Here is a 14,603-nt window from a genome sequence, read left to right as displayed (position 1 = left end):
GCCTGACCGTTCGCGGGTGCCGTGCGTAGCACACGAATGGCGGCGCTGTTTCCCCCTTTGGTTTTGCGTTTTTGCGCAGACGCTGGTCATCCGGCGTCCTGCGCAAAGACGCAGAAATGTCAGTACGGTCATGCCCCGCAATTGCGGCGGCTTTGGCTGTGGTGCCCGGGACATGTGGACGTGGCAGGCCTGCCGGCCTGTCTAGCAGGCAGTGAAAAACGGATCGGGATACCATGAGCGACGACGTGTGGGGGCATGTGCTGGCGGAACTTGAAAAGGACATGAGCAAGGCGAAATTCCAAAGCTGGATCGCCTCTTTGTCCTTCGTCGGCGTCGAAGACCGCGTGGCCCGGTTCGAGGTCCCAACAACTTTCATCGGCAACTATGTCGATCAGCATTTTGCTGACCAGATTGTCTATGGCTTCAATCGCGCCGGGCGTGCGGTGGAACGGCTGCACTTTGACGTCAGTCTGGCCAAACGCGACGCCGCAACACCGATTCCCGTTGCTGCGACCACGGCCAAAAGCTCCACCTCTGATTTTGGCGCGGACTTTGACCCGTTGGGTCTGCCGATTGACCCGAATCTGACCTTTGACAATTTCGTCGTCGGCAAACCGAACGAGCTTGCCCACGCCGCAGCCCGCCGCGTTGCTGAAGGCGGCCCTGTGACCTTTAACCCGCTGTTCCTGTATTCTGGCGTTGGTCTGGGCAAGACTCACCTGATGCACGCCATCGCGAACGAATTGGCCCGCCGCCAGCCAGAGCTGCGCGTGCTTTATATGTCCGCCGAACGCTTCATGTATCGCTTCATCACCTCGCTGCGCGAACGCAAGATGATGGAATTCAAGCACGCTTTGCGGTCTGTCGACATCCTGATGGTCGATGACGTGCAGTTCATGGCGGGCAAAGATTCCACACAAGAGGAATTCTTTCACACCTTCAACGCGTTGGTCGATGCGCGCAAACAGGTCATCATCTCTGGTGATCGCGCGCCGGGCGAAATCAAGGACATGGAAGACCGCATGCGTTCGCGCCTGCAGTGTGGCCTGATCGTCGATCTGCACCCGACCGACTTTGAACTGCGCCTTGGCGTGCTTCAGTCCAAAGTGGACCGCCAGCAGGAAATCTATCCGGGCCTGAAAATCGCGCCCGGCGTGCTGGAATACCTTGCGCATAAGATCACTAGCAACGTTCGCGTTCTAGAAGGTGCCCTTGTGCGCCTGTTCGCACACGCCAGCCTTGTGGGCCGCGATATCGATCTGGAACAGGCCCAAGACTGCCTGTCCGACATTCTGCGCGCCAATGATCGCAAGGTCAGCGTCGAGGAAATTCAGCGCAAGGTGTCCGAATATTACAACATCCGCCTGTCCGACATGGTCGGCCCTAAGCGGGTGCGCAACTTTGCCCGGCCGCGCCAAATGGCGATGTATCTGTCCAAGACGCTAACCAGTCGGTCGTTGCCTGATATTGGCCGCCGGTTTGGCAAGCGTGACCACACGACAGTCATGCATGGCGTCAAGAAAATCGAGGAACTGTGCAACACTGACGCCCAGATCGCCGACGATCTTGAAATCCTGCGCCGCGCATTGGAGCAGTAAGAGCCACACCCAGCGGAAAAACGCTGGAAAACCCTTGAGCATGACGCAAAAAGCAGTAGCTTCGCGGTCCCGGACCACGGGTGCAACGGCGGAGCTAGACCTATGAAATTTTCCATCGAACGGGCGAGCCTGCTCAAGGCCGTGGCGCAGGCGCAGTCAGTCGTGGAACGGCGCAACACGATCCCGATCCTCGCTAACGTGCTGATCGAGGCTGAAGGCGACAGCGTTCAGTTCCGCGCCACCGACTTGGATATCGAAGTCGTCGACCGCGCTGATGCGAAGGTCGACCGCGCCGGCGCGACTACGGTCTCTGCCGTGACGCTGAACGAAATTGTCCGCAAGCTGCCTGACGGTGCCTTGGTGACTTTGACCGAAGAGGGTGCCTCTGGCCGCCTCACGATCGAAGCGGGGCGGTCGAACTTTTCGCTGGCAACCTTGCCACGCGAAGATTTCCCCGTGATGGCGACGTCCGATTACACCACCAATTTTAGCGCGCCCGCCCCGGTGCTGCGCCGCTTGTTCGATAAGGCGAAATTCGCGATTTCCACTGAGGAAACAAGGTATTACCTGAACGGCGTCTATATGCACGTCTCTGACGGTGACAGCGGAAAAGTGCTGCGCTGCGTCGCGACCGACGGCCACCGTTTGGCCCGCATCGACGCCGAACTGCCCGCCGGTGCCGAAGGCATGGCTGGCGTGATCGTGCCCCGCAAGACAGTGGGCGAGCTGCGCAAACTGCTCGACGATGACGAGCTTGAGGTCGCGGTGTCCGTATCCGAAACCAAGGTGCGCTTTGCCACGCCGAACCTGACCCTGACGTCAAAGGTCATCGACGGCACCTTCCCCGATTACACTCGCGTCATTCCACAGGGCAACACACGCCGCATGGAAGTCGACGCTGCCGAATTCGCCCGCGCCGTCGACCGTGTCGCCACGGTCAGCAGCGAACGCAGCCGCGCCGTTAAGTTGCAGCTAGAAGACGACCGCCTGATCCTGTCGGTCAACGCCCCTGATTCGGGTGCGGCAGAAGAAGAACTGGCCGTCGCCTATTCTGATGAGCGTCTGGAAATCGGTTTTAACGCGAAATACCTGCTGGAGATTGCCAATCAGGTGGACCGCGAAAACGCTGTCTTTATGTTCAACGGCTCTGGCGATCCGACCTTGATGCGCGAAGGCAACGATATGTCCGCGGTCTATGTTGTCATGCCGATGCGGGTTTAAAGTTTCGGTTTTTAGCAAAACCGAGCCTCCGGCGGAGGTATTTTTGACCAGAAGAAGGGTGGACCCAGCATGACGGGCTTGCGGGTCACCAGATTGCAACTGTCGCATTTCCGCTCGCATAAGCGGGCGGAGGTCGCGGCTGATACGCGGCCCATTGCGATATTTGGTCCCAATGGCGCGGGCAAAACCAACCTTTTAGAAGCGGTGTCTTTGTTGTCGCCGGGGCGCGGGTTGCGCCGCGCTGGCGCAGAAGATCTGGTGCGCCGGCCAGAAGCGTTGGGTTGGCGCATTTTTGCGGATGTGACCGCTGGGCGACAAACCCACGAGATCGTAACTGGGGCCGAGGCGGGTCAATCGCGCAGCGTGCAGCTAGACGGCAAAACCGTAACCCAGACTGCATTGGCAAATGTGCTGCGCGTGCTTTGGCTTGTGCCTGCGATGGACCGGCTTTGGATCGAAGGCGCCGAAGGGCGGCGGCGGTTTCTTGACCGTGCGACACTCAGTTTTGTGCCCGGCCATGCCGAGGCGGCGCTGCGCTATGATAAGGCCATGCGCGAGCGTAATCGCCTGCTGAAAGACATGGTGCGCGACGCCCATTGGTATGCAGCGCTCGAAGGCCGAATGGCCGAGGCCGGCGCGCAGGTGCAGGCCAATCGCGCCGCCACTGTGGCCGCCTTGATGGCGGCGCAACAAGACGCCGCAACGGCCTTTCCGACCGCGACTTTGTCCTTGATCGAGGGCGGCGACGACGTTCAAGGCGCGGATGCGCTGAAAGAGGCGTTCGCTGCTGGCCGCGCCCGCGATCTGGCCGCTGGCCGCACGCTTCTTGGGCCGCACCGCACGGATCTGGATGCCGTCTTTGCCGACAAAGGCACCCTTGCCCGTGATTGTTCGACGGGAGAGCAGAAGGCCCTTCTGATCAGCCTGATCCTTGCCAATGCCCGCGCCTTAATCGCGCAGGACGGCCAGCCGCCCATATTGTTGCTCGACGAGGTCGCAGCCCACCTAGACGCCGCCCGCCGCGCGGCGCTTTATGACGAAATCTGCGCCCTTGGTGCGCAGGCTTGGATGACTGGGACAGAGGCGCAATTGTTCGAAGCGCTTGGTGACCGGGGCCAATATTTACAAGTCACCGAAGCGGATGGCGCGTCGGCGGTAGAGGGCGCTTTATGACGATCACGGCCGCTGACATGGCGCTTTATGCTGCCGCCCTTTTCGCGCTGTTCCTGACGCCCGGCCCGGTCTGGGTTGCCTTGATCGCCCGTACGCTGTCGGGCGGCTTTCACGCCGCGTGGCCGCTGGCGCTGGGTGTCGTGGTGGGCGACGTGCTTTGGCCGCTACTGGCGATCCTTGGGGTCAGTTGGATCGTGTCCGTCTACGGCGACTTCATGGTGGTGCTGCGCTGGGTGGCCTGCGCGATCTTCATCCTCATGGGCTATCTGATTATCCGCAACGCGGATCGCAGCATCGGGTCCGACAGTCGCCTGACGCGCCCCGGTATGTGGGCGGGATTCATGGCGGGCGTTGCGGTCATCCTCGGTAACCCCAAGGCGATCTTGTTCTACATGGGCGTGCTGCCGGGCTTCTTTGACCTGACCAAGCTTATACGTCCCGACATTGCTGCGATCTGCTTTTTGTCGCTGATCGTGCCGTTGATCGGCAACCTGATCCTGGCGTATTTCTTTGGTCGCGCGCGCGCGCTTTTACGGTCCCCGGCCGCCGTGCGCCGCACCAACCAGATCGCCGGCGGGCTGCTGATCGCGGTCGGCTGTATCATCCCCCTGATCTAGCACAAAATATGGGGGTTCGTGCGTGACAGTGGGGCCGGAAATGACTATATTTTCCCGGTAAGAAGAAGGAAATTCCCGCATGTCCGACGACACCGCCGAAAACGCCGCCTACGGCGCTGATTCCATCAAAGTTTTGAAGGGGTTGGAGGCTGTTCGCAAACGGCCCGGCATGTATATCGGCGACACCGATGACGGTTCTGGCCTGCACCACATGGTCTACGAAGTCGTGGATAACGGCATTGACGAGGCGCTTGCCGGTCACGCCGACCACGTCAGCGTGAAAATTCATGCCGATGGCTCTGTCTCTGTGGGCGATAACGGTCGTGGTATCCCTGTCGACATGCACAAAGAAGAGGGCGTCAGCGCGGCCGAGGTCATCATGACCCAGTTGCACGCGGGCGGCAAATTCGACAGCAACTCCTACAAGGTGTCCGGCGGTCTGCACGGCGTCGGCGTGTCCGTTGTGAACGCGCTGTCCGACTATCTGGAACTGCGCATCTGGCGGAACGGCAAGGAGCACTATGCGCGTTTCGAGGGTGGCTACACCACGGAATCCCTGCGGGTCGTGGGCGACGCCAATGGTCGCAAAGGCACTGAAGTACGCTTTCTGGCCAGCCTCGAGACATTCTCTAACCGCGACTACGACTTTCACACGCTGGAAAAGCGCCTGCGCGAACTAGCCTTCCTGAACTCCGGCGTGCGCATCATCCTAGAGGACGAACGCCCCGCAGAACCCCTGCGCACAGAGCTGTTCTATGAGGGCGGTGTTAAGGAATTCGTAAAATACCTAGACCGTTCGAAATCCTCGATTCTGCCAGAGCCAATCTATGTCCGCGGCGAACGGGACGATATCGGCATCGAAGTCGCGATGTGGTGGAACGACAGCTACAACGAAATGGTGCTGCCGTTTACCAACAACATCCCGCAGCGCGACGGTGGTTCGCATATGGCGGGCTTCCGGGCCGCCTTGACCCGGACGATCAACAACTACGCCCAATCGAGCGGAATCGCGAAACGGGAAAAGGTGTCCTTTACCGGCGACGACGCACGCGAGGGTCTGACCTGCGTGCTTTCCGTCAAAGTGCCAGATCCGAAATTCTCGAGCCAGACCAAGGACAAGCTGGTCTCGTCAGAGGTGCGCCCTGCGGTCGAAAACCTTGTCGGCGAAAAGCTGGCCGAATGGTTTGAAGAAAACCCGAGCATCGCCAAAGTCGTCGTCGGCAAGATCGTAGAGGCCGCCTTGGCGCGTGAAGCCGCCCGGAAAGCCCGCGATCTGACCCGCCGCAAAACGGCGATGGACGTGAACTTCTTGGCTGGAAAGCTTAAGGATTGCTCTGAAAAAGATCCGTCCAAAACCGAAGTCTTCCTGGTCGAGGGTGATTCCGCTGGTGGCTCTGCCCAGACAGGTCGGGACCGCGGGACGCAGGCGATTTTGCCGCTGAAGGGTAAGATCCTGAACGTCGAACGTGCGCGTTTTGACCGGATGCTGGGCAGTCAGGAAATCGGTAACCTTGTTATGGCGCTCGGCACCGGCATTGGCCGGGACGAGTTCAACATCAAGAAGCTGCGCTACCACAAGGTCATCATCATGACCGACGCTGACGTCGACGGCGCGCACATCCGGACTCTTTTGCTGACCTTCTTCTTCCGCCAGATGCCGGAACTGATCGAGGGCGGCTACTTGTATATCGCGCAGCCGCCGCTCTACAAAGTCGCGCGCGGCAAGTCTGAAGTGTACCTGAAGGATCAGGCCGCGATGGACGAATACTTGATCGAGCAGGGCACTGAAGGTGCGATGCTTCGGCAGGGCAATGGCGAGGAAATCAGCGGTGCAGACCTGCGCCGTGTTGTGGATGATGCGCGTCAACTTAAGCGTGTTTTGGACGCCTTTCCAACGCATTACCCGCGCCACATTCTGGAACAGGCCGCCATCGCGGGCGCCTTTGCCCCCGGCGCCGTCAGCGCCGATTTACAAGGCGTGGCCGACAAGGTGGCGACCCGTCTGAACCTGATCGCATTGGAATGGGAACGTGGCTGGCAAGGCCGGATCACGCAGGATCACGGCATGCGTTTGGCGCGCATTCTGCGCGGTGTGGAAGAAGTCCGCACACTTGACGGCGGCTTGCTGCGGTCAGGCGAAGCGCGCAAAACCGGCACATTTACGCAGGCGCTGCAGGATGTTTACGACCTGCCCGCTAAGCTGATCCGCAAGGACCGCAGCCAGATGATCCACGGCCCGCTCGACCTGCTCGCCGCGATTCTGGAAGAGGGCGAGCGCGGCTTGTCCCTGCAGCGTTACAAGGGTCTGGGCGAGATGAACCCAGAGCAGCTGTGGGAAACCACGCTGGACCCAGATGCCCGCACGCTGCTGCAGGTCAAAGTGGATGATCTGGCCGAGGCCGACGATCTGTTCACGAAGCTGATGGGCGACGTCGTCGAGCCGCGCCGGATCTTTATCCAAGACAACGCGCTCAACGTCGAAAATCTGGACTTTTAAGTCCAGATGTCCGACCGGCCCTTCGTTCGACAGCTGATCCGGCTGGCCGCACGTCTGACCGGGCGGCCGCATCGGCAAGACATCTGGCCGGGCCTTGCGATTGATCGCACGTCCGGCCAAGTGACGTGGCGCGGTAGCCAGCTGCTGACACTACTGCCCTTCGCCGCGATTGTGCCGCAGGGCATGCCGCTAATCGCAGTCGTGGGCAGCGGCCCGTCGGTGGCAGACCAAGACCTGACCCGACTTCCGCCGCGCACCGCGATTTTGTTGAACGGTGCGGCGACGTTAGCGGCCACTATTCAGCCGCTCGCCGTGATGGTCGAAGACGAACGCTTTGTGTTTCGTCACATGGCGATGCTAGCAAACCTGCCCCGCGATATCCCGCTGCTGCTGTCCCCCGCCGCCCTGCGTGCCATGGCAGAGCGGGACAGCGACGTCCTGAATGGTCGCCGTGTCGCCCTGATCGACAATCTGACTAAGCCGGTCAACCAGCCTCGCCGCAAACTGAGTGATCCAGCGTTAGACGCCGTCCTCACACGCGGCGCGAATGGCGTGGCTCTGTCCCATGATCCTGATGCGGGCGTCGTCATCTTTGGCACGGTCGCGCTATCCGCGGTGCAGGTCGCCTTGGCGGCGAAACCGGACCGCATTCTGCTTGTGGGTATCGACCTGACAAACGCAGCAGCACCGCGCTTTTACGAAACTGCGACAAAATCCGCGCCGAGTGGAATCGTGGCTGGGCTGGACCGAATCTTGGGCGGCTTCGCAATTGCGCTGCGGTCGGCACAAGCGCAGAACACGACAATACTTTGCGCCTCCCCGGTCTCTGCGCTGTTGGTCTTAGGCATCCCTAAAACAAAGATTCTCTCATGAATATTGTCATCTTGAATGATACCCGAGCGGATATGCACCACGGCTGCACACGCGTCATGCGACTGCTTGAAGAGGGATTACAGCGCCACAACATGACGATTGTCGCGCGCAGTCCAGTACATCACGACTGGGAAAACGACAGCGCCCTGCGCGAAGCTATGCTACGTGCTGACCTGATTATCGTTAACGGTGAAGGCACGCTTCACCACGGAAAATCGGGGGCAGCAAGGCTATTGCGCGTGACTGAGTTTGCTGGCGATGTTCCGGTTGCGCTGATCAATGCCTTGTATCAAGAAAACCCCCCAGAATGGTCTAAATGGCTTAATCGTCTATCATACATCGCCACCCGCGACCGGCGCAGCGCCGATGAGATCGAAAGTGTTACAGGCCAGCGGCCAGTGGTCGTGCCCGATTTGACCCTAAGTGCGCGTATTGCAGAACGGCCGGTGACCGTACCCGTGATTTTTGGCGACAGCGTCAAATCTGAAATTAGCGATTTATTGGCCAAACGCGCGCTTTTGGATCAGCTCCCATTAGTGCCCAGCCTATCCGCTTTGAAGCGGACGAAGTCGGGCTCAACCCTTGTGAGACGCGTACGACGGTGGTGGATCGCTCGTTTAACGGCGCGAACACTGGCGCGAAACCCGACGATGTCTTTGTGTCAAACCGAAGATGACTATGCTGACCGGATCGCTAGGGCCGGTCTGCACGTCACGGGGCGCTTTCATGGTGCCTGCTATTCCATGGCGGCGGGTATGCCGTTTTTAGCCATATCGTCGAATAGCTGGAAGATTGAGGCGCTAATCGCCGACGCAGGGCTCGCACCTTGGCGAGTGGTGGATGCCGCTAACCTTGATGACGCATTGTTGCGGACCCCTGATGCGCTGGCATTTTCAGCCGAGGAAAAGGCCGCGCTTGATGCTTTTTTGGATGAAGCCGCGCGGGGGGCAGAGAAGATGTTCGCGGCGTTGCGAAACCTCGCGGCACGCAGGCAATAGGTGCAAAAATGCCCCGGCCTTTCGGTCCGGGGCATCTTCTTTTTCAAAGCGAGGGCGTTCAGCCTTCGCTGGCTTCTTCTGCCATCTCGGTGCCGTTGGTCTGATCGACCATCTTCATCGACAGACGGACCTTGCCGCGATCGTCAAAGCCCAGCAGCTTGACCCAAACGTCCTGGCCTTCTTTCAGCACGTCGGACGGGTGGTTCAGGCGACGGTTCTCGATCTGAGACACGTGGACCAGGCCGTCCTTCTTGCCGAAGAAGTTCACAAAGGCACCAAAGTCGACCAGCTTGACGACCGTACCCTTGTAGATTTTGCCTTCTTCGGGCTCTGCCACGATCGACCAGATCATGTCATAGGCCTTCTTGATCTTGTCCGCGTCGTTGGACGCGATCTTGATCACGCCATCGTCGTTGATGTCGACCTTAGCGCCGGACACTTCAACGATCTCGCGGATGACTTTGCCGCCGGAACCGATGACTTCACGGATCTTGTCGGTGGCAATCTGCATCGTTTCGATCTTTGGCGCGTGAACGCTGAACGAACCTGCACCGGTCAAGGCCTTGGACATTTCGCCAAGGATGTGAAGACGGCCAGCTTTGGCCTGCTCCAGCGCCTTTTTCATGATCTCTGGCGTGATGCCTGCGATCTTGATGTCCATCTGCAGCGACGTGATACCGTTTTCGGTACCGGCCACTTTGAAGTCCATGTCGCCCAGGTGATCTTCGTCGCCCAAGATGTCGGACAGCACAGCGTAAGAGCCGTCGTCTTCCATGATCAGACCCATGGCCACACCGGCCACGGCGGACTTCAGCGGAACGCCCGCGTCCATCATCGACAAAGAGCCACCGCAAACCGATGCCATCGAAGAGGAGCCGTTGGACTCTGTGATCTCTGACACGATGCGGATGGTGTAGGGGAAGTCGGTCGCAGCGGGCAGAACGGCCTGCAGCGCACGCCAAGCCAGCTTACCATGGCCGATTTCACGGCGACCTGGCGAGCCAACGCGGCCCACTTCACCAACCGAATACGGAGGGAAGTTATAGTGCAGCATGAAGTTCGTCTTATACATGCCGGTCAGCGCGTCGATCATCTGCTCGTCATCGCCGGTACCCAGCGTCGTGACAACCAGACCTTGGGTTTCGCCACGTGTGAACAGGGCAGAACCGTGGGTCCGGGGCAGGATGCCGACTTCGGACACGATGGGACGAATTTCGTCCAGTGCGCGGCCATCGATACGGCGGCCGTTCTTGACGACATCGCCACGCAGAACGCTTGATTCCAGCTTCTTCAGCGCGGGGCCAAGGTTGCTGTCTTCTTTCTGCTCTTCCGTCAGGGACGCAATGATATCGTCCTTGGCTTGTGCCACGGCAGAGGTGCGTTCCTGCTTGTCGGTGATCGCATAAGCGGCACGCATTTTGTCTTCGCCAGCGGCTTTCACGGCTGCGGACAGCGCGGAATAGTCGGCAGGGGTGAAGTCAAACGGCTCTTTTGCGGCATCTTCGGCCAGATCAATGATCAGGTCGATGACAGGCTGAATTGCGTTGTGCGCGAAAGTCACGGCACCCAGCATTTCGTCTTCGGTCAGCTCGTAAGCTTCCGATTCCACCATCATGACGGCATCTTTTGTGCCTGCGACAACCAGATCGAGGCGCTGCTCGGGGTTGTTGCGCAGGTTGTGCATGTCGTCGATTTCAGGGTTCAGGATGTAGTCGCCATCCACAAAGCCCACGCGGCAAGCAGCGATCGGGCCGCGGAACGGCGCGCCAGAGATCGTCAGCGCAGCGGATGCGGCGATCATCGCGACCATGTCGGGATCGTTGACCATGTCATGCGACAGCACGGTGCACATCACCAGAACTTCGTTCTTGAAGCCGGGGACGAACAGCGGGCGGATCGGACGGTCGATCAGACGCGCGGTCAGCGTTTCTTTTTCAGTCGGGCGGGCTTCACGCTTGAAGAAACCACCGGGCACTTTGCCGGCAGCGTAATACTTTTCTTGGTAGTGGACGGTCAGCGGGAAAAAGTCCTGACCGGGCTTTTGCTTGCGCGCGAATGTCACGTTGGCCATGACGGACGTCTCGCCCAGCGTGGCGATGACCGAACCGTCGGCCTGGCGGGCCACTTTGCCCGTTTCAAGTGTGAGCGTCTCTTCGCCCCACTGCATGGACTTCTTTACTTCATTAAACATCAATCGTCTTTCATATTGGGCGCGTCCCGGCGGTCCGGGTGGCCCGTTGATTGGCGGCCCCATGCCGCCGACCCCTGTCCTTTGCACAACGCCGGGGTCTTTTGCGTTACGTCACAGATGGGCGGGCTTTACAGCAAAATGGGCTGCAATGAAAGCGGGCTGTGGTGGGTCGATTTTGACAGGCGGCCGTGGCAAGATCGAAAGATGATCGATCAAGGGCCGACATTGGCAGCAAGGACTGGGTTTGCGCGTTTCAGGTCCGCTGCCGCGCGGTGGCTGTTGTTATTTGCCATCTGCGGCCCGCTGAACCCTGCGCTGTTGCTGACAGGCTTCCTGTCCGGCCCCGACATTCCGTTTTGGCCCACCGCCATTCCAGAATTTTCCGTCATAGCGCTGCAACAGCGGATCGTTTTTGTCATGGGTCCGTCAGTGCTGATGGCCTTGATCGCAATCAGGCTTTTGCTGCGCCCCGGTGCCATGGACATCAGGGCTGCGTGGTGGCGCGGGTATTGGATGTCCGTGCTTTTTGCCCCTGCATGCTTTGGGCTTTTTATCGGCATATTCGGCATTGCGACGTCCCCAACCGATACGTTGGAACTGCTACTGACGGTCCCGATGATTATGGTCATGGGCCTCGTTGTTGGCTGGCTGACCCTGATCATCCCATTCCTCGCCGTGTTTATCGGCTTGCCAGCGATGCTTTTCGCGATCTTGGCAACCAAGGTCTGTTTGCCGGGCTTGGAACATCAGGGCAGATCCGGCGTTCTCTAATTATGAACAAAGCATTCACCAAAGAAGACGAGGGCCCGCAGGCGGATCGCTTGGACGATCTGCCACAAAGTCCGCATCCGAATTATGTCACCCCTGCCGGTCTGGCCGCGCTGCAACAGCGCCTGCGCGACCGCCATGCCGATCTGTCGGCGCTGCCGCGCGATAACCTTGACGCCAAGGTGCCGCGCGCGATGGCAGAGCGGGATATCCGGTTTCTAGAAGGGCGCATCAACCGCGCCATCGTCGTTGATCCGGCAGCGCAGGACACCAAGGTCATCGCCTTTGGTGCCTGCGTTACGGTCGTGGACGAAGATGACGTTGAAACGGATTGGCATATCGTCGGCGAGGATGAGGCTGATCCGGCAGCCCATCGTATTGCACCATTTTCGCCGCTCGCGCGGGCCTTGCTGGGGGCGCGGGTCGGGGATGTGGTGGAGTGGGCCAAGCCCGGCGGGACTGTGGATTTAGAGGTCACAGCGATCCGCTATTTTACATAATATGTATCGCATGCGAAACATTGGGCGATTTTTCCCAATGTCGTCAAAATCGAGCGCTGCGGCAGGATTTTCTTAACCCTGCCGCAGATTTTGCGTGGTTTAGCCGCGCAGCATAACCTTGCCAGCCCGGCCCGGTGTCAGGGCAGCCTTCATCGCTTCGGTCACGTCGTCCAGATCAAACGCGCCGCCGTCTTCCAGCGTCAACTCTCCTTTGACGGCCAGCGTCAGCAGCTCGGTGATCAGGCGCTTGCGGTCAGCGGGGTCCATGTCGTTGCTGACCATGGAGCCCCAAAAGCCTTTGACGGTGATCTGCTTCATAATCAGCGCGCCAGAGTTCAGCTGAAGCGGCGCACCTGTAGCTGTGCCAAAGACGTAAAGCTCGCCGTTCACGCCAAGCAGATCGACCAACTCTGCGCCCATCTCGCCGCCGACAGAGTCGATGGCGGACACGGCACCGGCCTTGCCGATCAGCGTACGGGCCTGCTTTTGCCAGCCTTCGGTGCTGGTGGACAGAACGTTGTCCATGCCCAGATCGGTCAGCTCTTTCACGGCCTCTTCGCGGCGCACAAGGTTGATCAAGTTGATGTCACGGGACTTTGCCAGCACCGCCATGATCTTGCCGACAGCGCCGTTGGCTGCGGTCTGGATGATCCAGTCGCCTGGCTTGGCTTGCAGCAATTCGAGCAGCGAAATCGCGCTAAAGGGCATGGCGATCAGCTGCGCGCCTAGCGTATCGGGGATGCTGTCGGGCAGGGGCAATACGCCAGCGGCGGGGGCGGTGAAATACTCTGCCCATGTGCCGTGCACGCCAGCGATAGTGACCCGCTTGCCGATCATGGCTTCGTCCACGCCTTCACCCACGGACGCGACCGTGCCGATGGCTTCGGACCCGCCGATGGCGCCGGGCAGGTCTGGCTTGTAGCCATAGTTGCCGCGCACGGTCCACAGGTCGTGGTTATGGATCGGGGACAGGATGGTCTTGATCAGCACCTCGCCTTTGCCCGGGATCGGCGTGTCGACGGTTTCGGTTTTCAGGACGTCGGCGGGTTCACCAAAGGTGTCGTGGATTGCAGCGCGCATGGGCTATTCCTTTATTGCGTGGGGTTAAGGCGGCGGGCTGTGTCTTGCAGGGCAAGGCGCAGCGGGGCGTCGCCGGAGGAGAGTTTCGCCAGCACAGCCGCGCCCAGCCATTGGGCGTAAAGCGTGCGGGCGGTGGTGACCGGATCGTCTTGGGCGCGGATGGAGCCATCTGCAGCGCCCTGCCGCAGCAGGTCTGCGATGCGGCTGGTCAGTTGCGTCACGCCGTCGTCTAAAATGCGGCGCATATCTTGGGACAGATCGGCAACCTCTGCCGCGAGCTTGACGACAAGGCAGCGGGTCGCGATGCCTTGGGTGTCGTCGGTTGGCAGCCAAGCAGCCCAGAAGGTCGCCAGCTTGTCGCCGGCCGTGCCGGGCGTGGCGGTCAGGGCGTCGATGCGGGCCAGATAATCGGCCACATAGTCGTCCAGCATCGCGCAGCCAAAGGCCTCTTTCGAGGCGAAGTAATAGTAAAACGATCCCTTCGGCACGCCCGATTCGGACAGAATTCGTGACAGCCCGATGCCGCCAAAGCCACCTTGCAACACAAGTTCGCGCCCTGTGGACAGGATGCGCTGGCGGGTTTGATCTGATTTGCTGGGCTGTGTCATACCTGTCAGATAAGCATAATAGACCAGTCGTCTAGTGGTCGCGCGGGTTGACGTTGCGATACCCCAAAACGCAAAACGCCCGCCGGTAAGGGCGGGCGTTCGGATCGCGGTAGCTTGGCCGGGTTAGCGGCGCAGGCCCAGACGCTTGATCAGGTCCTGATAACGGGCTTCGTCCTTGCTGCGGGTGTAATCCAGCAGTTTCCGGCGCAGAGCGACCATTTTCAGCAGACCACGGCGACCGTGGTTGTCTTTTTTGTGCGACTTGAAGTGCTCTGTCAGCGTCGCGATACGCGAGGACAGGATCGCAACCTGGACTTCGGGCGAACCGGTGTCGCCTTCTTTGGTTGCGAATTCTTTCATGACGCGGGCTTTTTCTTCGGGCGTAATCGACATCGGGGTCTCCTTAGATAAGGGTGAATGGCGCGATCCGGGATGTCGTCCAGAAAGGCCCTTGGAGGGTCCGGCACGCCAAACGGCGC

13 protein-coding genes are annotated in these 14,603 nt (G+C 59.9%); 9 read left to right on the top strand and 4 right to left on the bottom strand.

Annotation, left to right across the window (positions count from 1 at the left end):
• Positions 1 to 233: 233 nt before the first annotated feature.
• The 7 genes from dnaA (at position 234) to BM131_RS13245 (ending at position 8,977) form a co-directional block, all read left to right on the top strand.
• Positions 234 to 1,598, top strand: coding sequence for a chromosomal replication initiator protein DnaA (gene dnaA / locus BM131_RS13275; protein ID WP_090190225.1), 1,365 nt, complete (start codon positions 234 to 236; stop codon positions 1,596 to 1,598).
• A gap of 102 nt (positions 1,599 to 1,700) precedes the next feature.
• Positions 1,701 to 2,819, top strand: a complete 1,119-nt coding sequence (dnaN, locus tag BM131_RS13270; protein WP_090190224.1) for a DNA polymerase III subunit beta — start codon at positions 1,701 to 1,703, stop codon at positions 2,817 to 2,819.
• A 69-nt stretch (positions 2,820 to 2,888) separates the two neighbouring features.
• Positions 2,889 to 3,992, top strand: a complete 1,104-nt coding sequence (gene recF / locus BM131_RS13265; protein ID WP_090190222.1) for a DNA replication/repair protein RecF — start codon at positions 2,889 to 2,891, stop codon at positions 3,990 to 3,992.
• Positions 3,989 to 4,609, top strand: a complete 621-nt coding sequence (locus BM131_RS13260; RefSeq protein WP_090190220.1) for a LysE family translocator — start codon at positions 3,989 to 3,991, stop codon at positions 4,607 to 4,609. The genes recF and BM131_RS13260 overlap by 4 nt, the downstream gene beginning before the upstream one ends.
• A 79-nt stretch (positions 4,610 to 4,688) precedes the next feature.
• Entirely contained in the window at positions 4,689 to 7,106 is a 2,418-nt protein-coding gene (gyrB, locus tag BM131_RS13255; protein WP_090190218.1) for a DNA topoisomerase (ATP-hydrolyzing) subunit B, read from the top strand.
• A gap of 6 nt (positions 7,107 to 7,112) precedes the next feature.
• Positions 7,113 to 7,979, top strand: a complete 867-nt coding sequence (locus BM131_RS13250) for a hypothetical protein (protein ID WP_090190216.1) — start codon at positions 7,113 to 7,115, stop codon at positions 7,977 to 7,979.
• Positions 7,976 to 8,977, top strand: a complete 1,002-nt coding sequence (locus BM131_RS13245) for a polysaccharide pyruvyl transferase family protein (RefSeq protein ID WP_090190214.1) — start codon at positions 7,976 to 7,978, stop codon at positions 8,975 to 8,977. The genes BM131_RS13250 and BM131_RS13245 overlap by 4 nt, the downstream gene beginning before the upstream one ends.
• A 58-nt stretch (positions 8,978 to 9,035) precedes the next feature.
• Here the strand turns inward: BM131_RS13245 and pnp are convergent, their stop codons facing one another.
• Positions 9,036 to 11,168 carry a polyribonucleotide nucleotidyltransferase gene (gene pnp, locus BM131_RS13240; RefSeq protein WP_090190213.1) on the bottom strand — a complete coding sequence of 711 codons (2,133 nt, stop codon included), beginning with the start codon at positions 11,166 to 11,168 and terminating at the stop codon, positions 9,036 to 9,038.
• A 204-nt stretch (positions 11,169 to 11,372) separates the two neighbouring features.
• On the opposite strand from pnp, the gene BM131_RS13235 reads away from it, so the two are divergent.
• Both BM131_RS13235 and BM131_RS13230 read left to right on the top strand, forming a co-directional pair.
• Entirely contained in the window at positions 11,373 to 11,939 is a 567-nt protein-coding gene (locus BM131_RS13235) for a hypothetical protein (RefSeq protein WP_139222628.1), read from the top strand.
• A gap of 2 nt (positions 11,940 to 11,941) precedes the next feature.
• Positions 11,942 to 12,436: a GreA/GreB family elongation factor gene (locus tag BM131_RS13230; RefSeq protein WP_090190209.1), complete on the top strand. Its 495-nt coding sequence runs from the start codon at positions 11,942 to 11,944 to the stop codon at positions 12,434 to 12,436.
• 99 nt (positions 12,437 to 12,535) lie between these two features.
• On the opposite strand, the gene BM131_RS13225 is transcribed toward BM131_RS13230, so the two are convergent.
• From BM131_RS13225 to rpsO, 3 genes are all read right to left on the bottom strand, one after another.
• A complete protein-coding gene (locus BM131_RS13225) occupies positions 12,536 to 13,516 on the bottom strand; it encodes a zinc-binding dehydrogenase (protein ID WP_090190207.1) in 981 nt (326 codons plus the stop codon).
• An 11-nt stretch (positions 13,517 to 13,527) separates the two neighbouring features.
• Positions 13,528 to 14,124: a TetR/AcrR family transcriptional regulator gene (locus BM131_RS13220; protein ID WP_090190205.1), complete on the bottom strand. Its 597-nt coding sequence runs from the start codon at positions 14,122 to 14,124 to the stop codon at positions 13,528 to 13,530.
• A 123-nt stretch (positions 14,125 to 14,247) separates the two neighbouring features.
• Positions 14,248 to 14,517 (bottom strand): 30S ribosomal protein S15, encoded by a 270-nt coding sequence (gene rpsO / locus BM131_RS13215; protein ID WP_090190203.1) that lies wholly within the window; start codon positions 14,515 to 14,517, stop codon positions 14,248 to 14,250.
• Between the last annotated feature and the right edge of the window lie 86 nt (positions 14,518 to 14,603).

It is taken from the genome of Loktanella salsilacus (genome assembly GCF_900114485.1).
Taxonomy (GTDB): Bacteria; Pseudomonadota; Alphaproteobacteria; order Rhodobacterales; family Rhodobacteraceae; genus Loktanella; species Loktanella salsilacus.
This window is presented reverse-complemented; position numbering and strand designations above follow the sequence as displayed.

Coding starts and splice junctions, on each gene's coding strand:
- dnaN (WP_090190224.1), top strand. CDS start 1,701: ATGAAATTTTCCATCGAACGGGCGAGCCTGCTCAAGGCCGTGGCGCAG.
- BM131_RS13220 (WP_090190205.1), bottom strand. CDS start 14,124: ATGACACAGCCCAGCAAATCAGATCAAACCCGCCAGCGCATCCTGTCC.
- BM131_RS13235 (WP_139222628.1), top strand. CDS start 11,373: ATGATCGATCAAGGGCCGACATTGGCAGCAAGGACTGGGTTTGCGCGT.
- BM131_RS13225 (WP_090190207.1), bottom strand. CDS start 13,516: ATGCGCGCTGCAATCCACGACACCTTTGGTGAACCCGCCGACGTCCTG.
- BM131_RS13230 (WP_090190209.1), top strand. CDS start 11,942: ATGAACAAAGCATTCACCAAAGAAGACGAGGGCCCGCAGGCGGATCGC.
- dnaA (WP_090190225.1), top strand. CDS start 234: ATGAGCGACGACGTGTGGGGGCATGTGCTGGCGGAACTTGAAAAGGAC.
- pnp (WP_090190213.1), bottom strand. CDS start 11,168: ATGTTTAATGAAGTAAAGAAGTCCATGCAGTGGGGCGAAGAGACGCTC.
- gyrB (WP_090190218.1), top strand. CDS start 4,689: ATGTCCGACGACACCGCCGAAAACGCCGCCTACGGCGCTGATTCCATC.
- BM131_RS13245 (WP_090190214.1), top strand. CDS start 7,976: ATGAATATTGTCATCTTGAATGATACCCGAGCGGATATGCACCACGGC.
- BM131_RS13260 (WP_090190220.1), top strand. CDS start 3,989: ATGACGATCACGGCCGCTGACATGGCGCTTTATGCTGCCGCCCTTTTC.
- BM131_RS13250 (WP_090190216.1), top strand. CDS start 7,113: ATGTCCGACCGGCCCTTCGTTCGACAGCTGATCCGGCTGGCCGCACGT.
- rpsO (WP_090190203.1), bottom strand. CDS start 14,517: ATGTCGATTACGCCCGAAGAAAAAGCCCGCGTCATGAAAGAATTCGCA.
- recF (WP_090190222.1), top strand. CDS start 2,889: ATGACGGGCTTGCGGGTCACCAGATTGCAACTGTCGCATTTCCGCTCG.